This window comes from Pseudomonas sp. E102 (genome assembly GCF_052660185.1).
Genome location: NZ_CP084025.1, coordinates 2,439,343 through 2,462,705, shown reverse-complemented (window position 1 = coordinate 2,462,705; position 23,363 = coordinate 2,439,343). Strand labels below are relative to the sequence as shown.

General features: G+C 62.8%; 23 protein-coding genes. 18 read left to right on the top strand and 5 right to left on the bottom strand.

Going from position 1 to position 23,363, the window contains the following annotated elements:
* Positions 1-23: 23 nt before the first annotated feature.
* Both DOCECA_RS10925 and DOCECA_RS10920 read right to left on the bottom strand, forming a co-directional pair.
* Positions 24-2,165, bottom strand: a complete 2,142-nt coding sequence (locus DOCECA_RS10925; RefSeq protein WP_445571965.1) for a TonB-dependent siderophore receptor — start codon at positions 2,163-2,165, stop codon at positions 24-26.
* A gap of 75 nt (positions 2,166-2,240) precedes the next feature.
* On the bottom strand, positions 2,241-3,656 hold the full coding sequence (locus DOCECA_RS10920; RefSeq protein WP_445571964.1) for an aminotransferase-like domain-containing protein: 1,416 nt from the start codon (positions 3,654-3,656) through the stop codon (positions 2,241-2,243).
* Between the two features lie 133 nt (positions 3,657-3,789).
* Between DOCECA_RS10920 and DOCECA_RS10915 the strand changes: the two genes are divergently transcribed.
* The 18 genes from DOCECA_RS10915 (at position 3,790) to DOCECA_RS10830 (ending at position 20,013) form a co-directional block, all read left to right on the top strand.
* Positions 3,790-4,956, top strand: a complete 1,167-nt coding sequence (locus DOCECA_RS10915; protein ID WP_420763870.1) for an MFS transporter — start codon at positions 3,790-3,792, stop codon at positions 4,954-4,956.
* A gap of 91 nt (positions 4,957-5,047) precedes the next feature.
* The gene (locus DOCECA_RS10910) at positions 5,048-5,719 is read left to right on the top strand and encodes a GntR family transcriptional regulator (RefSeq protein ID WP_445571963.1); all 672 of its coding nucleotides are present in this window, start codon (positions 5,048-5,050) and stop codon (positions 5,717-5,719) included.
* Between the two features lie 117 nt (positions 5,720-5,836).
* Positions 5,837-6,847 (top strand): hypothetical protein, encoded by a 1,011-nt coding sequence (locus DOCECA_RS10905; protein ID WP_445571962.1) that lies wholly within the window; start codon positions 5,837-5,839, stop codon positions 6,845-6,847.
* A gap of 124 nt (positions 6,848-6,971) precedes the next feature.
* On the top strand, positions 6,972-7,904 hold the full coding sequence (locus DOCECA_RS10900; protein ID WP_445571961.1) for a 4-hydroxyproline epimerase: 933 nt from the start codon (positions 6,972-6,974) through the stop codon (positions 7,902-7,904).
* Complete coding sequence (locus DOCECA_RS10895; protein ID WP_445571960.1) at positions 7,901-9,016, top strand: NAD(P)/FAD-dependent oxidoreductase; 1,116 nt, start codon at positions 7,901-7,903, stop codon at positions 9,014-9,016. Before DOCECA_RS10900 ends, DOCECA_RS10895 begins: the two co-directional genes overlap by 4 nt.
* Entirely contained in the window at positions 9,009-9,245 is a 237-nt protein-coding gene (locus tag DOCECA_RS10890; RefSeq protein ID WP_420763865.1) for a 2Fe-2S iron-sulfur cluster-binding protein, read from the top strand. The genes DOCECA_RS10895 and DOCECA_RS10890 overlap by 8 nt, the downstream gene beginning before the upstream one ends.
* Positions 9,242-10,489 (top strand): FAD-dependent oxidoreductase, encoded by a 1,248-nt coding sequence (locus tag DOCECA_RS10885; protein ID WP_434702001.1) that lies wholly within the window; start codon positions 9,242-9,244, stop codon positions 10,487-10,489. The genes DOCECA_RS10890 and DOCECA_RS10885 overlap by 4 nt, the downstream gene beginning before the upstream one ends.
* 72 nt (positions 10,490-10,561) lie before the next feature.
* Positions 10,562-11,311, top strand: coding sequence for a helix-turn-helix domain-containing protein (locus DOCECA_RS10880; RefSeq protein ID WP_445571959.1), 750 nt, complete (start codon positions 10,562-10,564; stop codon positions 11,309-11,311).
* Positions 11,312-11,542: 231 nt separating this feature from the next.
* Positions 11,543-12,361, top strand: coding sequence for an ABC transporter substrate-binding protein (locus DOCECA_RS10875; RefSeq protein ID WP_420763862.1), 819 nt, complete (start codon positions 11,543-11,545; stop codon positions 12,359-12,361).
* 10 nt (positions 12,362-12,371) lie between these two features.
* Positions 12,372-14,150 (top strand): cis-3-hydroxy-L-proline dehydratase, encoded by a 1,779-nt coding sequence (gene lhpI, locus DOCECA_RS10870; RefSeq protein WP_445571958.1) that lies wholly within the window; start codon positions 12,372-12,374, stop codon positions 14,148-14,150.
* Positions 14,143-14,808, top strand: a complete 666-nt coding sequence (locus tag DOCECA_RS10865; RefSeq protein WP_445571957.1) for an amino acid ABC transporter permease — start codon at positions 14,143-14,145, stop codon at positions 14,806-14,808. The genes lhpI and DOCECA_RS10865 overlap by 8 nt, the downstream gene beginning before the upstream one ends.
* Before the next feature lie 9 nt (positions 14,809-14,817).
* Positions 14,818-15,468 carry an amino acid ABC transporter permease gene (locus tag DOCECA_RS10860; protein WP_420763859.1) on the top strand — a complete coding sequence of 217 codons (651 nt, stop codon included), beginning with the start codon at positions 14,818-14,820 and terminating at the stop codon, positions 15,466-15,468.
* Positions 15,461-16,183 carry an amino acid ABC transporter ATP-binding protein gene (locus DOCECA_RS10855; RefSeq protein ID WP_420763858.1) on the top strand — a complete coding sequence of 241 codons (723 nt, stop codon included), beginning with the start codon at positions 15,461-15,463 and terminating at the stop codon, positions 16,181-16,183. The genes DOCECA_RS10860 and DOCECA_RS10855 overlap by 8 nt, the downstream gene beginning before the upstream one ends.
* 150 nt (positions 16,184-16,333) lie before the next feature.
* The gene (locus tag DOCECA_RS10850; protein WP_434647502.1) at positions 16,334-17,362 is read left to right on the top strand and encodes a trans-3-hydroxy-L-proline dehydratase; all 1,029 of its coding nucleotides are present in this window, start codon (positions 16,334-16,336) and stop codon (positions 17,360-17,362) included.
* Positions 17,363-17,439: 77 nt separating this feature from the next.
* Positions 17,440-18,357, top strand: a complete 918-nt coding sequence (locus tag DOCECA_RS10845; protein ID WP_420763856.1) for a dihydrodipicolinate synthase family protein — start codon at positions 17,440-17,442, stop codon at positions 18,355-18,357.
* Between the two features lie 226 nt (positions 18,358-18,583).
* Complete coding sequence (locus tag DOCECA_RS10840; protein ID WP_445571956.1) at positions 18,584-19,138, top strand: DinB family protein; 555 nt, start codon at positions 18,584-18,586, stop codon at positions 19,136-19,138.
* Between the two features lie 24 nt (positions 19,139-19,162).
* Positions 19,163-19,513, top strand: coding sequence for a DUF6152 family protein (locus tag DOCECA_RS10835; protein WP_434647504.1), 351 nt, complete (start codon positions 19,163-19,165; stop codon positions 19,511-19,513).
* The gene (locus DOCECA_RS10830) at positions 19,513-20,013 is read left to right on the top strand and encodes a DUF6644 family protein (RefSeq protein WP_420763853.1); all 501 of its coding nucleotides are present in this window, start codon (positions 19,513-19,515) and stop codon (positions 20,011-20,013) included. Before DOCECA_RS10835 ends, DOCECA_RS10830 begins: the two co-directional genes overlap by 1 nt.
* 65 nt (positions 20,014-20,078) lie before the next feature.
* Here the strand turns inward: DOCECA_RS10830 and DOCECA_RS10825 are convergent, their stop codons facing one another.
* The 3 genes from DOCECA_RS10825 to DOCECA_RS10815 all read right to left on the bottom strand — a co-directional run bounded on the left by DOCECA_RS10825 (position 20,079) and on the right by DOCECA_RS10815 (position 23,356).
* Complete coding sequence (locus tag DOCECA_RS10825) at positions 20,079-21,143, bottom strand: 2,3-butanediol dehydrogenase (protein ID WP_434651124.1); 1,065 nt, start codon at positions 21,141-21,143, stop codon at positions 20,079-20,081.
* 84 nt (positions 21,144-21,227) lie between these two features.
* Positions 21,228-22,340 (bottom strand): acetoin dehydrogenase dihydrolipoyllysine-residue acetyltransferase subunit, encoded by a 1,113-nt coding sequence (locus DOCECA_RS10820; RefSeq protein WP_434558934.1) that lies wholly within the window; start codon positions 22,338-22,340, stop codon positions 21,228-21,230.
* Entirely contained in the window at positions 22,340-23,356 is a 1,017-nt protein-coding gene (locus tag DOCECA_RS10815) for an alpha-ketoacid dehydrogenase subunit beta (RefSeq protein WP_434558936.1), read from the bottom strand. The genes DOCECA_RS10820 and DOCECA_RS10815 overlap by 1 nt, the downstream gene beginning before the upstream one ends.
* Positions 23,357-23,363: the final 7 nt, after the last annotated feature.

Below are 23,363 nucleotides of genomic sequence, written 5' to 3'. Positions count from 1 at the left end.
CGGGGTTTTTCTTTAGCTCGAACCTACAGCGTGTAGGAGATGCCCGCCTGCACCGTCCGCGGTGCGCCCGGATAGGCGTAGACGCCACCAAACGCGCCCTCTTCGTAATCGGCGTCGAACAGGTTCTTCAGGTCCAGGTTGAGGCGAATGCGCTCGTTGACCTTGTAGTAGCCGAGCAGGTCGACCACCGTGTAGTCGTCCATGGTGAAGGTGGTGGCGGCGGTGTTGCCGGCCCGCTCATCCACATACCTGGCGCCCAGGCCCAGGCCTAGCCCCTTCAAGCCACCGTCCTGGAATTCATAGACGTTCAACAGGCTGACGGTGTTTTTCGGTACGTTGAGCAGCCGAGTACCGGTGGGGATGTTCTCGTCCTTGGTCACTTCGGCGTCCACATAGGCGTAGCCGCCGATGACGCGCCACTCCGGTGTCAGGTTGCCCGCCACGTTCAAGTCGAAACCACGGCTGCGCACTTCGCCAGCGGCGACGTTGAAGGTCGAATCCAACGGATCGGGCGTCAGCACGTTGCGTTTTTCGATCTGATAGACCGCCGCATCGACGCTCAACTGGCGATCCAGCGCTTCCCACTTAACGCCCATTTCATAGGACTTACCCTCTTCCGGCTTGAACCCGCCACCCTCGCGGCTCGCGCCGTTGTTGGGTTTGAACGAGCGCGCGGTGTTGGCATAGACCGCCACCGTGTCGGTCAGGTCATAGATCACGCCTAGGCGTGGGGTGACCGCATTGTCGGTAACCTCCCAGTTGCGGCTGCCGGGGCGTGCTTGGGGCACAAAGCTTTCATACTCATGCTCAAACCGCTCGAAACGCGCCCCCGCCAGCACCTTCAGCCGCTCGGTCAGCGCCACCTGGTCCTGGACAAACACGCCGAAGGTCTTGAGATTTTCCTGGTCGTCGGTTGGGGTGCGGGTCAAGGCCGGGCGCGGCTGGCCATAGACCGGATCGAAGATGTCGATCGGGTAGGCGCCAAGGCCATTGGCGGAACGCTGGATGATGGATTCGTAGCTGTAGTCTTCGTATTCCACACCCGTCAGCAGCGTATGTTCGAACCCTCCCGTGGAGAAGTGCCCGGTGAGGTTGAGCTGGGTATCGCGGTCGGTCCATTCCAGCTTGCGGTAGTTGAAGTTGCGCCCCAGGGTGCGCCCATCGGCGGCGATGCCGTTGCCTTCGACAGCGTTGCCCTGCAACGTGCCGTCGAGCCACTGGGTGCCACCGGCCAGGGTCCAGTCGTCGTTGAGCATGTGCTCGAAACGCACCTGCAGCATGTTGTTGTCGTTGTGCAACTTGCCGACGTCTTTTTCGCCGAAGAAGGTATCGCGGGACGCGGTGCCACGCTGGCCTGCGTAGTGCGTCAGGCCACGGTCCAGCGGCGCATTGTTGCGCATGAAGTCGCCTTCGAAGGTCAGGCGCGTGGTGTCGTTGACCTGCCAAGTGACCACAGGGGCGATGCCATAACGTTCGGTCTCGACATGATCGCGGAACGTATCGCCGCCCTCGCCCACCACATTCAAGCGATAGGCCAGGCGGCCTTCGTCATCCAACGGGCCGGACGCATCCAAGGTGCCGCGACGCATTCCCTGATCGCTGATCTGACTGCCCAGCGTCACCGTGCGCTCGGCCAATGGTTGCTTGGACACTACGTTGAAGGTGCCGCCGGGATCGCCACGCCCATACAGCATGGACGCCGGCCCCCGCAGCACTTCCAGACGCTCGATGGTGTTGGCATCGGGCATGTTCGGGTAACCCCGATTGATCGGGAAGCCGTTGCGGTAGAACTCGCCCGTGGTAAAGCCACGCACGGTAAACGTGGTCAGGCCCTGGCCGCCGAAATTGTTCCCCCTGCCGACGCCCCCAGCGTAATCGAGGGCATCTTGCAGGCGCGTGGCGCTGAGGTCTTCGACCACATCGCGGGACACGACAGAAATCGACTGCGGGGTTTCGTGGATAGCGGTGTCGGTACGCGTGGCGCTGGCGGAACGGGTGGCGTGGTAGCCCTTTACCGGGCCTTGTGCAGTCTCGAAGTCCGAGGTGCCGACAATGTCGGTGGCTTGCAACTCCAGCGGCGCCTTGTCCGTGGAAACGGGCTCTTCTGCCCAGGAGGAGATGGAATAAGCTTGGAGCACACACAGTGAAACGAGTATCCGACGCATCGACACACAATCCTAATGAAAGACGCCGCCTCAAGGGCGACAAGAATGTGTCGCGAAAGATACAGCAACTCATTCCTATTTGACATCTACTCCCATTAGTACCCCCGTTCCAGCTGTGGAAACTTGTCGAATTTGCCTGAGAAACGCCTGGGCCCGGGCATCCTGGGTGAACGCAACGTTCAGCCGCAACCAGTCGCAGGCACCCCCCTCTGGCAGGAACGACGACCCTTGGGACAACTGGACCTGCAGCTGCTTGGCGATCTGTCGCACCCGCTCGGCCGGCACAAGACGAGGCCGCGCCCACACGAACAGCCCGCCACTGGGCTCGGCAAACACTTCCCAGTGCGTCGGGTCAAGCTGACGCAACGTGCTCGCCATCTGCTTGTTCAGGCGCCCGCGAAGGCGCTGGATCAGCTTGCGATACGCCCCGTTCGCCAACAGCGTCGCCACGACGTTTTCCGTCAGCAATGAACAACCAATACCGGTCACCATCTTGACCTGCGCCAGGCGCTGGATGATTTCAGGCTGGGCGACGACGTAGCCGATGCGCAACGAGCTGGACAAGGTCTTGGAAAAACTCGCCAGGTAGATCACCCGGTCCAGGGCATCGAGGGAGGCCAGGCGCGACGTCGGGCCGTTCTGGAAATCGGCGTAGATATCATCCTCGATGAGCCGAAAGTCGTGCAGCGTCGCCAGTTGCAACAGGCGATAGGCCACGCTCGGCGCAAGGCTGGTGCCGGTGGGGTTCTGGTACATGCTGTTGATGAAGAAATACGTGGGCTTGTGCGCTTTGAGCAACTGCTCCAGCCGGGCGATATCCGGACCATGGGCGGTTCTCGGCACCGCCAGGGTCCTGACTCCATGCAGCTTCAGCAGGTTGAACAGGTTGTAATAGCCAGGGCTCTCCACCAACACCAGGTCACCGGGCTTGAGCAGCGTGCGCACCAACAGGTCCAAGCCATGGCTGGCGCCTTGGGTGGTGATGATCTGGCGAGGATCGACGTGAATGTCGATCAGGCCCAGGCGCTTCTGGATTTGCAGGCGCAGATCAGCCGAGCCCAACGGCGTGCTGTAATTGAACAGCGCCTTATTGTCACTGCGCACCACCTGCCGGATCGCCTGGCCCAGGTCGGTGTCATCGCGCCACGCGTCCGGCAGCCAGCCGCAACCCAGCTTGAGCTGGGTCGATTCGTTGTCGAACAGCGGCCAGGATATCGCCTCATCCTCGATCTGCGCCGCCAGCGCCTGGGGTAACTGCTGGGCCACGAAAAAACCCGAACCATGGCGCGATTCCAATACGCCGCTGGCGACCAGTTGGTCATATGCCTTGATCACGCTCGACAGGCTCAAGCCGTTTTCCGTCGCCAACTGGCGGATCGAAGGCATTCGCGCACCGGGGCGGATGCCATGGGTATCGATCCACGCGGTTAGGCTGGCAACCAGTTGCCGGACCACGCTTCCCCTGGCGTTGCGATCGATGTTCAGGTCCATGGCGCGGCGTCTCGGCTAAGTGTTCTTGAATTTCGAGCAAACAGTTAAACATAAAAGCCCCCCGTCTGTTCCTTGTTTGCCTGCTGTCCGGCGGTGATAGTCCGACCAGGCTCACACTTTTGCAGGATCTCTCTTGGACGCACAGCAACGACATTCATGGGGCCTGGCCTTTGGTCTGTGCCTGATCACCCTGGCGGTCAACCTGCAGGCGCCGCTGTACACCACCTATGCGCAGCTTTCCGGTTACGGCGCAGGCGCCACGGCGGTGGCGTTTTCCGGTTATGTGCTCGGCGTGTTGCCCGTGCTGCTGGCGTTCGGCGGACTGGCCGACCGGATGGGCCGCAAACCGTTGATCCTGGTGGCGCTTGGCCTGTCGATGCTGGCAACGGTCATCACCTCGATCTGGCCCAACCTGACGGCGCTGGGCGTGGCGCGCCTGATGATGGGCGTCGGCACCGGGTTGGCCTCGGCGACTTCCACGGCCTATATGGTGGAATTGATGCCGACCGGCGATGCCCGGTCGCCGGCCAACCGGGTCACCGCCAGCACCTCCCTGGGTTTTGGATTGGGCGCGGCGTTGACCAGCCTTTTCCTGTTCGTCCATCACAGCGTTACGCCAGGCAGTTTCTGGGTGCAGTTGGCGTTGGCCGCCCTGGCGATCGTCGTGGTCGCGCGACTGCCAGACCCAGCCCCGAAAATCAGGCACGCGCCGCTGTTGCGCCTGCCGTTGTTCCCTGCTGGCAGCCTGCCCTACAGCTTCTCCATGCTGCTGGCCTGGGCCACTTCCGGGCTGGTGATCGCCATCCTGCCTTCGGTGCTCGCGGCCCATGACTTGCAGCGATGGTCCGGCCTGTCGACCTTCACCGTGATCAGTTGCGGGCTGATCTTCCAGCCTTGGGTGAAACGCATGCAGCCGGCCAGGGCCACGGGATTGGGGCTGCTCGTCTTGCCTTTGAGCTATGCGCTGCTCGCCTGGGGCGCGAGCCAGGGCTCGCTGGCCGCCGTGCTGCTCGGCGCACTGGGGGCCAGCAGTGCGTGCTATGGCTTTCTTTACCTCGGCGGATTGTCGGCGATCACGGCCATGGCCGGTACGCAAAAAGCCCGAGTCAGCGCCGGTTTCTTCCTCTTCGCCTATGTCGGGTTCAGCATTCCGGTCGTGGTGACGGGTTGGATGGCTGACCATTTCGGCGCTGATGTCGCGTTGACGGTGTTTGGCCTGGCGTTGCTGGCAGGCGCAACGATTACCGGGTTGCGCATCGTCCGGACGCAGGCTTTCATCACCCAACCCTCCCACGGCTGAACAACCCCCTCGCCACAATGACCGACGTCGCTCGACATCGCGGCAGGCAGGTCGTATACCATATCCCCACCTCAGCCAAACGACCCTCGCCGTGACTTTATCCAAATTCAACCTGCCCGACCTGGGCAACACCCCGTCCACCTCGGAAATCATTACCCGCCACTTGCGCGACGCTATCGTGGCCGGGCTTTTCGCCGAGGACGAGCCGATTCGCCAGGACGACATCGCCCGGCAATTCAACGTCAGCAAGATCCCCGTGCGCGAAGCGCTCAAGCGCCTGGAGGCCGAGGGCCTGGTGATGTTCCAGCGCAATCGCGGGGCGATGGTCACACGGATCTCCGAGGCGGAACTGGCGCAGATGTTCGAGGTGCGGATGTTGCTGGAGGACAAAGTGCTGCGCCTGGCGATTCCCAACATGACCGACGCGACCTTCGCCCGTGCCGAAAGCATCTGCCGGGAGTTCATCGGCGAGGACGACATCGGCCGCTGGGCCGAGCTGAACTGGCAGTTGCACGCCTGCCTCTATGAACCGGCGCAACGGCCCTTCATGGTGAGCCTGATCCGCTCGGTCCACGACAAACTCGAACGTTACCTGCGCATGCAGATGAGCCTGTCGGCCGGCAAGGATCGCGCCGACCATGAGCACCGCGAAATCCTCGACGCCTGCCGCGCCGGTGACGTGGAGCGCGCGGTGAAACTGCTGGACGAACATATCGCCGGGGTCTGCAGGACGCTGTTCGAGTTCTTGCCTTCCGGTCATTGATCACGATTGCCTTATTTCCCGCATTGCCTATTCCAAAAACATAGAAACAAAGCGCCCGTTGCAACTTGCGCCTGATTTGTTAGGCTCTCGCGCACCTACTTTTGCCAGGGACGGCATATGTCTAATCAGCACCGGTTGAGCATGAGCTCATTCAATCAAAGCGACGCAGCTTCGTCCGTCGCAGCGTCAAACATCACCCCAGATACAATCGTCTCAGCGTTCAATCAGCCCATCATCGACACGCTGACTGTCACGGCGCAGATAAAGAATACTTACTACGCGGGAACCGACGACACACTATTGATATCAATGGGACCGTACAACGAGTTACAGACTTACATCGAAGCCCCGAGAGTCGGTCAGACGATTCACATTTCGATTGATATCCAAAGGATGTTTGGCAGGTCGAGCATTTCGCTATCGGACATTCGCGGCCTGACGTTCTATCAAGCGCCTGTGCCGCACCCGATCATCTCGGATGCCTGGGAACTCGAGTCGCTACTGATTACCGCCAACGATATCTACACCAACGCAATGAATAAAATAGATACGTGGATTTTTAACAATTCACCGCATCTTCGCCCGGTATGGTCAGGCATCGTGGATTTCTCCAACTGGACGAACTCCGATCGTCGCCCCTTAGATCTGAGCGCTCAGACGTATCCAATACGCTGGATGCCGTATATCAGTGACTTGACCCGCTGGCGGTGTTACAACCCGGCACAACTAGAAGGGGTGGGTCAACTGCTCGGCGTCTGGAACGGCAAGTTGATCGGTAATCAACTGAAAGGTCAAACAAGCGAACTCCTTGCCCCAAACAGCGAATCCAACAGCTATACATGGGTATATACGCCTGAGGGATCGATAATTTATAAGCGCTGGGAACATGCCAAACCATCGGAGTATTTAAGACACAGTCAACTTGGAAGCGGCAGACCGGTCATTTGCGCGGGAGAGTTCAGGGTCAAGGAACACCGTATGCAAAATGTCCTAGCGATGGTCAACGATGCCTCCGGACACTACAAACCCGACGGAGGAGCCTGCTTGCGCTATGTGGCGGAGAAGCTCGAGTCTATCAATATCGATACAAGCCATACCGAATGGCGATGGACAAACGCACGCAGTTGATGACGGTTCGGCCTCGTCTCGCACACTATGCCGATTTCGTCATCACCGACAACTAAAACCATCAAGCCTCCACCCCCCGGCGCGCGCCACGCTTGTGTCCACTCATCTGAACGGACGTGGCGCCATGAAACGCATCACCGTGATCGACTCCCACACCGGCGGCGAACCGACCCGACTGGTGACCGATGGCTTCCCCGACCTGGGCCAGGGCAGCATGGCCGAACGCAGGCAGCGCCTGGCCGAGCAGCACGACGCCTGGCGCACCGCGTGCGTCCTGGAACCGCGCGGCAGCGATGTGCTGGTGGGCGCGTTGCTGTGCGAACCGGTGGACCCGAACGCCTGTGCCGGGGTGATCTTTTTCAATAACAGCGGCTACCTGGGCATGTGCGGCCACGGCACCATCGGCCTGGTGGCGTCATTGGCTCATCTGGGCCGGATCGGCCCGGGCGTGCACAGCATCGAGACACCGGTGGGCACAGTGCAGGCGACGTTGCACGAGGATCGCTCGGTCAGCGTGCGCAACGTGCCGGCCTACCGTTACCGCCAAGGGCTGCGCCTGGAGGTGCCGGGCATCGGGCCGGTGTCTGGCGATGTGGCGTGGGGCGGGAATTGGTTTTTCCTGATCGCCGACCACGGGCAACGCGTGGCGGGCGACAACCTGGACGCGCTGACCGCCTACACCTTCGCCGTGCAACAAGCCCTGGAGCAACAGGGGTTTCGCGGCGAGGACGGCGGGCTGATCGATCATATCGAGCTGTTCGCCGACGATCCCCAGGCCGACAGCCGCAATTTCGTGCTGTGCCCCGGCAAAGCCTATGACCGCTCTCCCTGCGGCACCGGTACCAGCGCCAAACTGGCGTGCCTGGCGGCCGACGGCAAACTGCAACCCGGGCAGATCTGGCGCCAGGCCAGCGTCATCGGCAGTGAATTCGAAGGGTCGTATGAACGTTCAGGCGAGCGCATCGTGCCGACCATTCGCGGCCGGGCCCATATCAGTGCTGAAAGCACCTTGCTCCTCGAGCCGGACGATCCGTTCGCTTGGGGCATTCGTCCGTGAGCCAAGGCCATGTCGCAGACGTGATCATCATCGGCGCCGGCATCATCGGCGCCGCCTGCGCGCAAGCCTTGGCCCAGCGTGGTTTGAAGGTGCTGGTGCTGGACGCCGGTTGGCACGGCGCCACGGCGGCCGGCATGGGCCACTTGCTGGTACTCGATGACAACCCGGCGGAGCTGGCTCTGAGCCAATACTCCCTGCGACGCTGGCGCCAGATGGCCCCCGATCTTCCAGAACGCTGCGCCTGGCGCAACAACGGCACGTTGTGGCTGGCGGCCAACGCCGAAGAGATGGCCGTGGCCCACAGCAAATACATGAACCTGATGGCCCATGACGAAGCCTGTGAACTGATCGGCCGAGCCGCACTGCTCCAGCGCGAACCGGAACTGCGGCCCGGCCTCGAAGGCGGGCTGCTGATCGAGGGCGACGGCATTCTCTACGCACCCGCGGCCGCCCGCTGGATGCTCGATCACGCCAACATTCGCCATCAACGGGCGCAAGTCAGCGAAGTGGACGGTCACCGCGTGCGCCTCGCAGGGGGCGGTTGGCTCAGCGCCGACGCAGTCGTGCTCGCCAACGGCATCCAGGCCACCGAGCTGTGCCCGGAGCTGCCGATCGAACCCAAGAAGGGGCACCTGTTGATCACCGACCGCTACCCCGCCACTGTCACCCATACCTTGGTTGAGCTGGGTTACGTCACCAGCGCTCACAACGCCAGCGGACCGTCGGTGGCGTGCAACATCCAACCGCGCCCGACGGGACAACTGTTCATCGGCGCTTCGCGGCAGTTCGGCAATGTCGACCCAGAGGTGGAAGGCTGGATGCTGGCGAAAATGCTCAAGCGTGCCGTGGACTACATGCCTGGCCTGGCGCACCTCAACGGTATCCGCGCCTGGACGGGCTTTCGCGCGGCGACCCCCGACGGCTTGCCACTGGTGGGCCAACATCCGCAGCGCAAGGACTTATGGCTGGCGGTGGGTCATGAAGGGCTCGGCGTTACGACCGCGCCGGCGACGGCTGATTTGCTGGTCGCCCAGCTATTCAACGAAACCGCGCCGCTGGCCGCGCAACCTTACCTGCCGCAACGTTTCCTGGGAGAAGCGGTCCATGCCTGAGTTATTCCTCGATGGCCGCCCGCTCTCGGTGGCCGATGGCACCAGCGTCGCGGCGGCATTGGCGTTGGGTGCTGACGGTTGCAGTCGCACTTCGGTCAGCGGCCAACGCCGGGCCCCCTTGTGTGGCATGGGCATCTGCCAGGAATGCCGGGTGATGATCGACGGCCGCCGGCGCCTGGCGTGCCAGACGCTGTGCCGCGACGGCATGCGCGTGGACACCCGACCATGACCGAACTCGCCGACATCCTCATCATCGGCGCCGGCCCCGCCGGCATGGCCGCTGCGCTGGCCGCGGCACGCAGCGGGGCGCGCATCGTGCTGCTGGACGACAACCCGAGCCCTGGCGGACAGATCTGGCGCGACGGTCCCCAGGCCAGCCTGCCTGCCCAGGCGGGTCGGATGCGTGATCGTCTGAACGCCTGCACTAATGTGTACTGCCACGCCGGCACCCGGGTCATTGCCTGCGCGGGCGAGAAGACGCTGTTGGTGGAAAACGCCGAGCAGGGATGGCTGATCCGCTACGAGCGGCTGATTCTTTGCACGGGCGCGCGGGAACTGCTGCTGCCCTTCCCTGGCTGGACACTGCCCGGCGTCACCGGTGCCGGTGGCTTGCAGGCACTGATCAAGGGCGGCCTGCCGGTGCGCGGCGAACGCCTGGTGATTGCCGGCAGCGGCCCGTTGTTGTTGGCCAGCGCGGCGACGGCCAGGCATCACGGGGCGCAAATATTGCGCATCGCCGAACAAGCCAGCGGTGCCGCCGTTACAGGTTTCGCCATGCAATTGCCGCGCTGGCCGGGCAAGTTGACGCAGGCGTTCAGCCTGTTCGATTCCCACTACCGCGTCGGCACGCATGTGCTGGAAGCCCTGGGACGGGACAAGCTCGAAGGCGTGCGCCTGCAACAGCGGGGCAAGACTGTGGAATTGGCGTGCGACCGGTTGGCCTGCGGATTCGGCCTGATTCCCAACACCCAGCTGGGTCAGGCGTTGGGCTGCGAGCTGGCTGGACAAGCCCTGGCGGTCGACGCCTGGCAGGCCACCACGCGCCGTGATCATTACGCCGCTGGTGAGTGCACCGGTTTCGGTGGCAGCGAACTGGCCCTGGTGGAAGGCGCCATCGCCGGTCACGTCGCCGCCGACGACACCTCGGCAGCCGAACGCCTCTGGCCTCGCCGGGCGCGATGGCAGGGCTTTGCCCTGGCGTTGAACAAGGCTTTCGCCCTAGATGCTCGTTTGAAAGGCCTGGCCCGGGGCGACACCTTGGTGTGTCGCTGCGAAGACGTGGCCTATGCAGAACTGAGCAGCCATGCCGACTGGCGCGAAGCAAAACTTGCCAGCCGCTGCGGGATGGGCGCCTGCCAGGGTAGGGTTTGCGGCGCGGCGCTGGAGCATCTGTTTGGCTGGGCGCCGCCGGCTCCTCGTCCACCGTTCAGTCCGGCACGGGTTGAGACGTTGCTTAATCTGGCAGATGAGTGAGCCACGCGTACGGCGTGACAAGCACCTCATTTCGATCAAAACTCCACGTCTGACAAAACGACGAAGCCGCCCATGTACCCCTCGCTGACGACCTTCACTCCCTGCGACTTCGACACCCTGCTGCGCAGTCTGCTGCCCATCGCGCCGTTGCTCGATACCCTCTCGGACACGGTGTTTTTCATCAAGGACACCCAAGCCCGCTACGCATTCGTCAACCAGACCCTGGTCCGGCGTTGCGGCTTCAAGCAATGCAACGACCTGCTCGGTCTGACTGCCGAGCAAGTGTTCCCGGAGCGCTTCGGCCCGCTGTACACCGAACAGGATCGACGGGTGCTGGCCAGCGGACGGGAGCTGGCCGACCAGCTCGAATTGCACCTCTATTACGGCAACCAACCGGTGTGGTGCCTGACCCACAAGCTTGCCTTGCGCGAACCTGAGGGCGGGATCGTCGGCCTGGCCGGGATTTCCCGTGACTTGCAGTCGCCGCAATCGAGCCATCCGGCGTACCAACAACTGGCGGCCGTGGACGCGCATATCAAGCAGCACTTCGCCCGCCCCATCAGCCTGGCGGAACTCACTGCCATCGCCGGGTCGTCGGTGGCGCAGCTGGAACGACACTGCAAGCGCATCTTCCAGCTCACGCCTCGGCAGATGATTCACAAGGCGCGCCTGGGAGAGGCCTCGCGATTGTTACTGGAACACGATCTGCCCATTACCGAGATCGCCCTGCGCTGTGGTTATACCGATCACAGTGCCTTCAGCCGCCAGTTCCGCGCGCTGACGAGCCTTTCACCCAGCCAGTACCGGGACAACCAGCGTTGAGCCTGTTCCTTTAGGGGGCGTAAACCCACCCCGTTGCTCCCATCTGTAACACTTCACTTTCACCTGCGCGCCCGGTGCCTGGCCGCCGGACCACCATAATCTGTTGGTTATCAAAGCATTACTAAAAACACAGGAATAAGACCCGATCAGGCACGTCGATTGCTTATCTAATATCGTATACGAAATCATCAATACGATATTTCTCCGCATTTATTCGACAGCGAGGCATTTATGAAAAACCCTGCATTGGCCGTAGCCCTTGGCGTTGTCCTCTTTCCCCTGCTTGCCCTACCCGCCCATGCCGACAAGCTCGACGACATCATCGGCTCGGGCAAGCTGCGTTGCGCGGTGACACTGGACTTCCCACCCATGGGTTTTCGCGATGAAAGTAACAAACCGGCGGGCTTCGACGTGGATTACTGCCACGACCTGGCGAAGGTCCTCGGCGTCGACGCCGAAGTGGTGGAAACGCCATTCTCCGACCGCATCCCCGCGCTGCTTTCGGGCCGCGCCGATGTCATTGTCGCTTCCACTTCCGACACCCTGGAGCGGGCCAAGACCGTTGGCCTGACCGTGCCCTACTTTGCCTTCCAGATGGTGGTGCTGACCCGCGACGACACCGGTATCAACAGCTACGCCGACCTCAAGGGCAAGAAACTCGGAAACACCAGCAGCACTTACGAAGCCATCGCCCTGGAGAAAGATCAGAAGAGTTGGGGCAGCGGCAGTTTCCGCGCCTACCAGTCGCAGAACGACACATTGCTGGCGGTCGCCCAGGGGCACATCGACGCCACCGTCGTGACCAACACCGTGGCCGCCGCGACCATCAAGTCGGGCAAGTACAAGGGCCTGAAGATCGCTGGCGATGCTCCCTATGTCATCGACTACGTGTCCCTCGGCGCCAAGCGCAGCGAGTACGGCTTGCTCAACTACCTCAACCTGTTCGTCAACCAGCAAGTGCGCACGGGCCGCTACAAGGAGCTGTTCGTCAAATGGGTCGGTACCGAGATCCCGCCGGCCAACCTGACCGTGCCCCAGGTGTACTACTGAGGATCGCGGCATGCCAAGCACGCCTATCCGCTTGCACGGCCGCAGCCTGGTGGAGGGTGCCGCCCAGGGCACCCTGTTGTTCGCCGACGTTGGCCTGAGCTTCTGGGGCGGGGTCGATCCCATTACGGGCGAAATCATCGACCGGCATCATCCTCTGAGTGGCGAACGCCTGGGCGGCCGCGTGCTGGCGATTCCCAGCGGGCGGGGTTCCTGCACCGGCAGCAGCGTGTTGATGGAGCTCATCAGCAACGGCCACGCACCGGCCGCCCTGGTACTGGCCGAAGTCGACGAGATCCTGGCCCTTGGAGTACTCGTGGCCGAGGTGATTTTCCAGCGCTCGCTGCCGGTGTTGTGCATCGGCCACGAGGCGTTCGCTGGCTTGCGCGGCCAAGGATTCGTGCGCGTCGAGGGCAACCGCCTGACGTTGTCCGGCCGACGGCCCAACGATCAATGGCATGGGACGGATATGGCCCCGCAGCCGTCCATGCGGTTCACCGTCCGGTTGAACGAGCGGGATCGGGCAATGCTCGACGGCGCGCACGGCAAGGCAGCCCAAGTAGCGATGCAAATCGTCCTGCGGATGGCCGAGATCCAGGGCGCCGACCAACTGCTGGACATCACCCAGGCGCACATCGACGGCTGTATCTATACCGGCCCGGCCAGCCTGCGCTTTGCCGAACAACTGGTGCGGTGGGGGGCGAAAGTGAGTGTGCCCACGACCCTCAATTCGATATCCGTGGACCAGCGCCGCTGGCGGGAACTGGGCGTCGACCCTGCGCTGGGCGAACCGGCCAGCGCCTTGGGTGAAGCTTACATGGCCATGGGCGCGCAATTGAGCTTCACCTGTGCGCCCTACTTGCTGGATACCGCGCCCGTGGCCGGCGAACAGATTGTCTGGGCCGAGTCCAACGCGGTGGTCTACGCCAACAGCGTGCTCGGCGCCCGCACGCAGAAGTACCCGGACTTTCTCGACATCTGCATCGCCCTGTGCGGTCGCGCGCCGCTGGCCGGATGTCATCTCGATGGGCCGCGAAAGGCCGGGCTGATCGTCGAAGTGACAAGGCCCGACCCGATGGACGACAGTTTTTATCCGCTGCTGGGCTATCACATCGGCGGCCTGACGGGACGACGTGTCCCGCTGATACGGGGCCTGGAAGACGCCGCGCCCACCCGGGATGATTTGAAGGCGTTTGGCGCCGCGTTCGCGACCACCAGCGCCGGGCCACTGTTCCACATCGCCGGGGTAACGCCCGAGGCCTTGGACCCGGCCAATGTGCTGGACTGCGACGCTGTGTTACCGGTGGAAACCGTCAACGCTGCCGGGCTGCTTGTCAGTTGGCGCGAGCTCAACAGTGCCCGGCATCGCCACGTGGATGTGATTTCCCTGGGCAATCCACATTTCTCCCTCAGCGAATTCGCCGCCCTGGCACACCTGTGTTCGGGCCGGAACAAACACCCCGGCGTGGTGCTGGTGATCACCTGTGGCCGTGCCGTGCTGGAACAGGCCCGCCAGGCAGGTTACCTGGACGCGATCCAGGCTTTCGGGGCGACGCTGGTCACTGACACCTGTTGGTGCATGTTGGGCGAACCGGTCATCCCGCCGGGCGCCACCACCCTGATGACCAACTCCGGAAAATACGCGCACTACGCGCCGGGCCTGGTGGGGCGCGGCGTGCATTTTGCCAGCCTTGCCGATTGCATCGAGGCGGCCTGCACCGCCACCGCCAGCGATCAGCCGCCACAGTGGTTGCAACCTTCCGCACCCAAGGGGACTCCGAGCCATGTTTGACTACAGCTTCCAGTGGCGCCCCGCCTTGCGCGCCCTGCCCGATATGCTCGCCGGCGCCTGGGTGACCTTCGAAACCGCCGCGTTGTCGATGATTTTCGGCGTGCTGATCGCCCTCGTCCTGACGGTGATGCGCCAGGCACGCCATCCGCTGTTGCGCGGTGTCGGCAATGGTTGGGTGTCGATCGCCCGCAACACACCCTCGTTGTTCCAGATCTACATCCTCTACTTTGGCCTCGGCTCCCTCGGGCTGCACGTCAGTTCGTGGTTTGCGTTGCTGGCGGGTATCACCTTCAACAACGCCGGCTACCTGGCGGAAAATTTTCGCGGCGGCCTCAAGGCCGTACCGGGCACGCAGATGCGCGCCGCCCGTACCCTGGGCATGAGCGCGTTCCAGGCCTACCGGATGATCATCGTCCCGCAACTGTTGCGCATCGTTTTCTACCCGCTGACCAATCAGATGGTCTGGGCGGTGTTGATGACGTCCCTGGGTGTGGTGGTCGGTTTGAACAACGACCTCACCGGGGTGACCCAGGAATACAACGTCAAGACGTTCCGCACCTTCGAATATTTCGCCCTCGCGGCGGTGCTCTATTACCTGATCGCCAAGTTGATCGTCGGGTTGGCCCGGCTGTTGTCCTGGCGCCTGTTTCGTTATTGAGGGCGGGACATGTTCTCTACAAGCCTTACCGTCAACGACGTGTTGTATCTGCTCGAAGGTGCCTGGGTCACGGTGCAATTGACCGTCTGGTCGATCCTGCTGGGCACCGTGGCCGGGTTGTTGTTCGGCCTGTTGCGGGCGCTGTTGCCCAGGGTCAGCCTGCCATTGGCCTGGGTACTCGATGCGTTTCGCAGCGTGCCACTGCTGATCCAGTTCGTGCTGTTCAATTCCCTCAAGAGCATCGTCGGCCTGGACCTCAGCGCCTTCGCCGTCGGTTGCATCGTGCTGGGGGTCTACGCCGCCGCGTACTTCACCGAGATTGTCCGCGGTGGCGTGCTGGCGGTACCGACGAGCACCCGGCGGGCCAGCCGATCCCTGGGGCTCACGTACTGGCAGGACCTGCGCTTCATCGTCCTGCCGATTGCCACGCGGGTGGCGTTTCCCGGCTGGTTGAACCTGGTGCTGGGGGTGATGAAAGACACCGCGCTGGTGATGTGGATCGGCATCGTCGAACTGCTGCGGGCTTCGCAAACCATCGTCACGCGTATTCAGGAACCCCTGCTGGTGCTGTGCATCGCGGGCCTCATTTATTACCTCATGAGCCTGGTGGTCGCCCGCCTCGGCGCTCGCCTGGAAAGAAGGTGGCAAGAAAATGATTGAGATCGAAAACGTGCATAAATCCTTCGGCAACCTGGAAGTCGTCAAGGGTGTCAGCCTGACGGTGGACAAGGGCGAAGTCGTGTCGATCATCGGTGGCTCCGGTTCCGGTAAATCGACCCTGCTGATGTGCATCAACGGCCTGGAGCCGATCCAGAAAGGCAGCATCCGGGTGGACGGCGTCTCGGTACACGACAGCGCCACCGACCTCAACCGCCTCCGGCAGAAGATCGGCATCGTTTTCCAGCAGTGGAACGCCTTTCCCCACCTGACCGTGCTGGAAAACGTGATGCTCGCGCCGCGCAAGGTGCTGGGCAAGACCAAGCAGGACGCCGAGGCGCTGGCGGTCAAACAGCTTGAGCACGTGGGCCTGGGGGACAAGCTCAAGGCCTTTCCCGGAAAGCTCTCCGGCGGCCAGCAGCAGCGCATGGCAATCGCCCGTGCCTTGGCGATGTCGCCGGACTACATGCTGTTCGACGAAGCCACCTCGGCCCTCGACCCGCAACTGGTCGGTGAGGTGCTGGACACCATGCGCATGCTGGCCGAAGACGGCATGACCATGGTGCTGGTGACCCACGAGATCCGCTTCGCCCGGGACGTATCCGACCGCGTGGCGTTCTTCTGCAATGGGCGAGTCCATGAGATCGGCCCGCCGGAGCAGGTGATCGGCAATCCGGTGCAGCCGGAGACGGCGGCATTCCTCAAATCGGTGAAATAGCGGATCGCCGCCCGGAGCAGGCTCGCTCCCACACGGGTTTTGTGTAGGCCGCAATGACCTGCTAACCACCACAGAACCCTGTGGGAGCGAGCTTGCTCCGGGCGGCGATCCGACGATGAGGCCCCACCAGACAACACAAGGATCTGACCCATGCGCTCATCCAGAATCATCCACATAGTCAGCTGCCACGCCGAAGGCGAAGTCGGCGATGTGATCGTCGGCGGTGTCGCGCCGCCACCCGGCGCCACGGTCTGGGAACAATCACGCTGGATCGCCCAGGACCAGACCCTGCGCAACTTCGTCCTCAACGAGCCTCGTGGCGGGGTGTTCCGCCACGTCAACCTGCTGGTGCCGGCCAAGGACCCGCGGGCGCAGATGGCCTGGATCATCATGGAACCGGCCGACACCCCACCCATGTCCGGCTCCAATTCGTTGTGCGTCGCCACCGTGCTGCTGGACAGCGGCATCCTGCCGATGACCGAACCCCAGACGCGCTTGGTCCTGGAGGCACCGGGCGGCTTGATCGAGGCCGTGGCCGACTGCCGCGACGGCAAGGTGCAACGGGTCGAGATCAAGAACGTGCCCTCCTTCGCTGACCGCCTCGATGCCTGGATCGAAGTCGAGGGCCTGGGAACATTGCAGGTGGACACCGCCTATGGCGGCGACAGCTTCGTCATCGTCGACGCCCAGCGCCTGGGCTTCGACATTCGCCCCGACGAGGCCGCCGATCTGGTGACCGTGGGGCTGAAGATCACCCGGGCCGCCAACGAGCAGTTGGGCTTCGTACACCCCTTGAATCCCGATTGGTCGCACATTTCGTTCTGCCAGGTCGCCGCGCCCGTCGTCATGGAAAACGGCATCGCCACCGGCGCCAACGCCGTCGTCATCCAGCCCGGCAAGATCGACCGCTCGCCCACCGGCACCGGTTGCTCGGCCCGCATGGCGGTGCTGCACGCCAAAGGCCTGATGCAGGTGGGTGAACGGTTTATCGGCCGCTCGATCATCGGCTCCGAATTCCATTGCCGCATCGACTCACTGACCGACGTTGCCGGTCGCCCGGCGATCTACCCGTGCATCGCCGGGCGGGCGTGGATCACCGGAACCCACCAATTGCTGCTGGACCCGGCCGATCCGTGGCCGCAGGGCTACCGGCTCTCGGACACCTGGCCCGGCGCATGACTTTCATACCCACCCATAACCCTTGTGGCGAGGGAGCTTGCTCCCTCGCCACAGAGACACACCAAAAGGAGACACCCATGAGCCAACGCATCAACTGGAGCGGCGTATTCCCCGCCGTTACCACCCAATTCAACGATGACTTTTCCATCAACCTGGAAAAAACCCATCAGGTCATTTCCAACGTCATTCGCGATGGCGTATCCGGCCTCGTGGTCTGCGGGTCGGTGGGGGAAAACACTTCCCTGAGCGCGGAGGAAAAGATTGCCGTGACCGAAGTGGCGGTGGACGCTTCCGGGGGCCGAGTGCCGGTGATCTGCGGCGTGGCCGAGTTCACCAGCGTGCAGGCCGCCAAAGTCGCCAATGCGGTGCGCAAGGTCGGTGTCGACGGGGTGATGCTGATGCCCGCGTTGGTCTACGGCTCCAAGCCGTTCGAAACCGCCGAACATTTCCGCTACGTCGCCCGGCATGCCGACGTGCCGCTGATGGTCTACAACAACCCGCCTATCTACAAGAACGACGTCACCCCGGACATCCTGATTTCCCTGGCCGATTGCGACAACGTGGTGTGTTTCAAGGACTCGTCCGGCGACACCCGGCGTTTCATCGACGTGCGCAATGAAGTGGGCGATCGCTTCGTGCTGTTCGCCGGTCTCGATGATGTGGTGCTCGAAAGCCTCGCCGTAGGCGCAGAAGGTTGGGTCTCGGGCATGTCCAACGTGTTCCCCAAGGAAGGTGAAACGATCTTCCGGCTGGCCCGCGCCGGACGGTTCGCCGAAGCCATGCCGATCTACGAATGGCTGATGCCGATCCTGCACCTCGACGCCCGCGCCGACCTGGTGCAGTGCATCAAGCTCTGCGAAGCCATTGCCGGCCGAGGCAGCGCTCTCACCCGCCCACCGCGCCTGGCCCTGCCGGAAGCAGACCGGGTGTACGTGGAGCAGATCATGGCCACGGCCCTGGCCAATCGGCCAGTGTTGCCGGAGGTGGGGCTTTAAGCCGGGGCGCAGGCTCAGGCATGTGAGAAACCTGTGGGAGCGAGCTTGCTCGCGATAGCGGTTGTCCAGCTTGCATCTCTATTGGATGTGCCGACGCTATCGCGAGCAAGCTCGCTCCCACAGGGGGTTGTGGTGCAAACACGGGACCAACCGACCAGCAACACGGCGTTATTGCCAGTCTTTGCTACGCTTTTTCCCCGGCGCAATGACGCACGGGAGGCGTCCCATGAATTATTTCCTGGCCCAGGCCCTGAACAACCAATGGGCCAATCACAGGCTGCTGGACGCCTGCGCACAGCTGAACACCGTGGAATACGAGGCCTACCGCACCAGTTTCTTCCCCTCCATCCAAGCCACGCTGTGCCACATACTGGAAGTAGATCGCTATTACCTCACCGCCCTCAAAGGCGATGTCCTGGGCCAGGAGCGGGATTTTTCCGAGATGCTGGCGTTCAACCAGCTCAGGGAAAGCCAGGACCGGACCGACCGGCAACTGGCGGCATTGTGCAGCAACCTGAAACCCACAGACCTGTCTCGCACCGTCGACCTGGTGCGTGCCGACGGCAACGCTTTCGAACGGATCGACCGCTTACTGCTGCACCTGTTCGAGCACCAGATCCATCACCGCGGCCAGGTCCACACCATGCTCAGCGCCACCCACGTCGAACCGCCGCAGCTCGACGAGTTTTTCCTCGATTGCGACCGCCGCTTCCGCGAAGAGGAGGAACAGTTGCTGCAACTCGACGAGCAGCGGGTCTGGCGAGAGTACCAGCCCGATTGAATCGATAACCCAGGAGACCTTGCCATGAACCTGATCTTTCGTTGCATCGGCTTGTCCACGATGCTGGTCGCCACCGCCGCCCTTGCCCACCATGGCTGGAGCGAATACGACGCCAGCAAGCCACTGACGCTCGAAGGTACGATCAAGGAGTCCGGTTACTCCCACCCCCACGGGACCATGCGCCTGCAAACCACGGAAAAGACGTGGTTCGTCGTGCTCGCGCCGCCTTCTCGCATGGAAAATCGGGGGCTGACCAAAGACATGCTCAAAGCCGGTAACCGGGCCACCGTGGTCGGCTACGCCAATAAAAACAAGCCTGACGAGCTTCGCGCCGAACGCATCACCATCGACGACAGAACCACCGAGCTGCGCTGATGCAGGTCACTGGCCCGGTCGCGCAAGGCTGGATGGACCGATTGGGCGACTCGCCCCTGGCCTCGGCCATGCGCAGCGAGCTATGGCTCTATCCGCTGGTGGAAGTGCTACACATCATCGGGTTCTCGATACTGGTGGGCGCGGTGGTGATGTTCGACCTGCGCGTCCTCGGGCTGTCCAGGGACATCGCCGTGACCGCACTGGCTCGCCATCTGCTGCGATGGGCCGTCGGGGCCCTGCTGTTGATCGTGCCTGCCGGCTTGATGATGTTCAGTGCGCACCCTCATGATTTCGCCAGCAACAACGTGTTCATTCTCAAGCTGTGCCTGATCGCGGCGGCAGGCGTCAATGCCCTGCTGTTCCATCTGGTGCCCTACCGCTCCGTCCAGCAATGGAATACCCACGTCACGGCGCCGAGCCTGGCCAAGCTCCAGGCGTTGCTGTCCGTGGCGTTGTGGATCGCGGTGATCGGCTGCGGGCGCTTGCTGGCCTACACCTGAACGAGCATTGAAAAAAAGGCGATGGCCGCTTCCGGCCATCGCCAAATCGCCCACTTCAGGCGCCGTCAGATCCGTGCGGGTGACACGATGATTTTCACGTTGTGTTCCTTGTTGTTTACCAACTCCTCGAAGCCCTGGCCGACGATTTCTTCCAACTGGATGCGCCCGGTCACCAGCGGCGAGATGTCCAGGCGTCCGTCGGCGATGAAGGCAATCACGTCGGCGAACTCTCCGTTGTAGGCCAATGCGCCCAGCACCTGCTTCTCGGTTGAAACCAGTTCGAAGAAGTTGAACTCGCTCGGTTCTTCGAAAATCCCCACCAACACGCATTTGCCCGCCTTGCGGATCAGGTCGATGGCGAACTTGGCGGTGTGCTTGTTGCCGATGCACTCGAAGCTGACATCGGCGCCCAGGCCGCCGGTCAGGCGCCGAACTTCGGCCAGGGCGTCGCACTCATTGGGATCGATCACATGGCTGGCCCCGACTTCCAGGGCCTTGGCCTTGCGCGCGCCGGACATTTCCAGTGCGATGACCTGGGCCGCGCCGGCCGCCTTGGCGCACATGATCGTGCACAGGCCGATGGTCCCGGCGCCGACCACCACGACGTTCTGGCCAAGCAAACTGCCAGCCTTCTTCACTGCGTGCATGCCCACCGCCAGCGGTTCGATCAACGCGCCAGCCTCGGCAGGAAAGTTGGCCGGGAGTTTGTACAGCAGGTTGGCCGGGACATTGACCAACTCCGCAAACGCACCGTTATTCATCAGCCCGGTAAAAGCCAGGTTCTCGCAGATGTTGTAGAGCCCATGGGTGCAGTAATAGCAGGTGCCGCAATGCTGGCAGGCATCGGCGGCCACTGGTTCGCCGACGTTGAAACCTTCGACGCCCTCGCCCAGCTCGGCGATCTCGCCGCAGAACTCATGGCCGAGGATGCACTGGCCCTTGATCCCGGTCAGGGGGTGTGGCGCGTCCACCGGGATGAACACCGGCCCCGCCACGTACTCGTGCAGGTCCGAACCGCAGATGCCGCACCACTGCACGCGGATCTGCACCCAACCGGCGGGCGGTGAAACCGGCAGCGGCACGTCTTCGACGCGGATGTCATTACGGCCATGCCAAACGGCGGCGCGCATGCTGCGGGTCGGCTTGATTGAAACGTTCATAGCGTTACCTCCAGGATTTTTCATAGGGCGACGACTCAACCGCCGCCCGCTGGTTCAGTGCTGTCCGATGAACTCGATAATCAATCGATTGACCTGCTCGGCCGCCTCCATCTGCACCATGTGGCCCTGGCCCGGCAGCACTTCGACCTGGGCACTCAACCCTTCGGCGTGGACCGCCGGGATGATGGCGTCATCACTGCCCCAGATCACCAGGGTCGGGACATGGCCGGCCTGCACCACCTCGCGTAGCTCCACTTGCTGGCGGCCGTCCTTGAACAAGTTCTCTGCCAATTGGCGCAGGGCCACGTCCACACCTTCCAGGCGCTTGTACTTGAGCATGTCATCGAGCATCTGCCGGTTGACCAGCTCGGCATTGGAGAACAGTTGCACCAGCTGTGGCTTGAGGGCGTTGCGGTTGGCGGCGTCGACGAAGCCTTGCAAGTAACTGCCGTTGATCTGGGCGCCCAGGCCGGCGCTGCCGATCAGGGTCAGTGAGCGCAAGCGCTGCGGCATCAAGCGCGCGGCATTCAGCGAAACGGCCCCGCCCATGGAATGCCCGACCAGATGGGCCGCGTTGATGTCCAGATGATCGAGCAAGGCCAGCACCACACCGCTCAGCTCGTCGAGGTCACCGCGCTCCAGGGTTTTCGCCGATTCGCCATGCCCTGGCAGGTCCAGGGCAATCACCCGGCGCCCAGCGGCCAAGGCTTCATGGTTGAACAGCCAGTTGTTGAGGTCACCACCAAAACCGTGCACCAGCACCAGCGGCGTACCGCCCTCGCCGCGCTCGAAATAGCGGATCAGCCGACCGTCCACCTCGACTTTCTGCGGTTTCGGGCCGCTGTCCTCGTCAGCCGCGTCGCCAGGCACGAAATTGGATTGGAACTGCTCGATGACCGCGTCGATGTCGGCGTCGCTGGCTTCGCCTTCGACGACGATGCCGAGCAAGGCGCCGACCGGCAGGGTTTCATCCTGGCGCGCCACCTGGCGGCGCAATACGCCGGAAAATGGCGCCTCGACGCTGCTGGAGATCTTGTCGGTCTCGACGTCCATCACTTCATCGCCTTTGGTGATGGCCTGGCCTTCTTCCTTGAGCCAGGCATCGACCCGGCCCTCGGTCATCGACAGGCCCCACTTGGGCATGGTCAGGGTAAAAATCTGGCTCATCAGTGCTTGCTCCACTCGATCACGTTGAGCACGGCTTGCTCGATTTTTGCCGCGTCGGGGATGTACAGGTCTTCCAGGGAGTCGGAAAACGGCACCGGCGTATGCGGCGCAGTGACCATCTCGATCGGTGCCTTGAGCGCGCCAAAGGCCTTTTGCGCCACCAGCGCCGAGATGTCGGTGGCCATGGAGCAGCGCGGGTTGGCCTCGTCGATCACCACCAGGCGTCCGGTTTTCTCGACGCTTTCAAGGATGCTGTCCTCGTCCAGCGGGCTGGTGGTGCGCAGGTCGATGACTTCGCAGTCGATGCCACGTCCGGCCAGGTTGCGTGCCGCATCCATCGCGGTGTTGACCAACCGCCCGTAGGACACCAGAGTCACGTCCTTGCCGTCGCGCAGGAAGTTGGCCTCGCCGAACGGCACGGTGTAGAGCTCTTCCGGCACCTCGCCCTGCATGCTGTAGAGCAACTTGTGCTCGCAGAAGATCACCGGGTCATTATCGCGAATGGCCTGGATCAGCAGACCCTTGGCGTCATAGGGCGATGACGGACACACCACTTTCAGTCCCGGAATGTGTGTCCACAACGAAGTGAGCATCTGCGAATGCTGGGCCGCGGCGCGCAGGCCGGCGCCGACCATGGTGCGAATGACCAGGGGCGTGGACGCCTTGCCGCCGAACATGTAGCGGAATTTCGCCGCCTGGTTGAGGATCTGGTCCAGGCAGCACCCGGCAAAATCGACGAACATCAGTTCGCACACCGGGCGCACGCCGCAGGTGGCGGCGCCGACCGCCGCGCCGACATAGCCGATTTCCGACAGCGGCGTGTCCAGCACCCGCCCGGGGAATTGGTCGTAAAGCCCCTTGGTGACGCCGAGCACGCCGCCCCAGGCATCGTTTTCACCGGGTGCGCCAGCGCCGCCGGCCACGTCTTCACCCATGATGAACACGCTGGAGTCGCGACGCATTTCCTGGGCCAGGGCTTCGTTGATTGCCTGCTGATAGCTGATTTTTCTCGCCATGATGGGA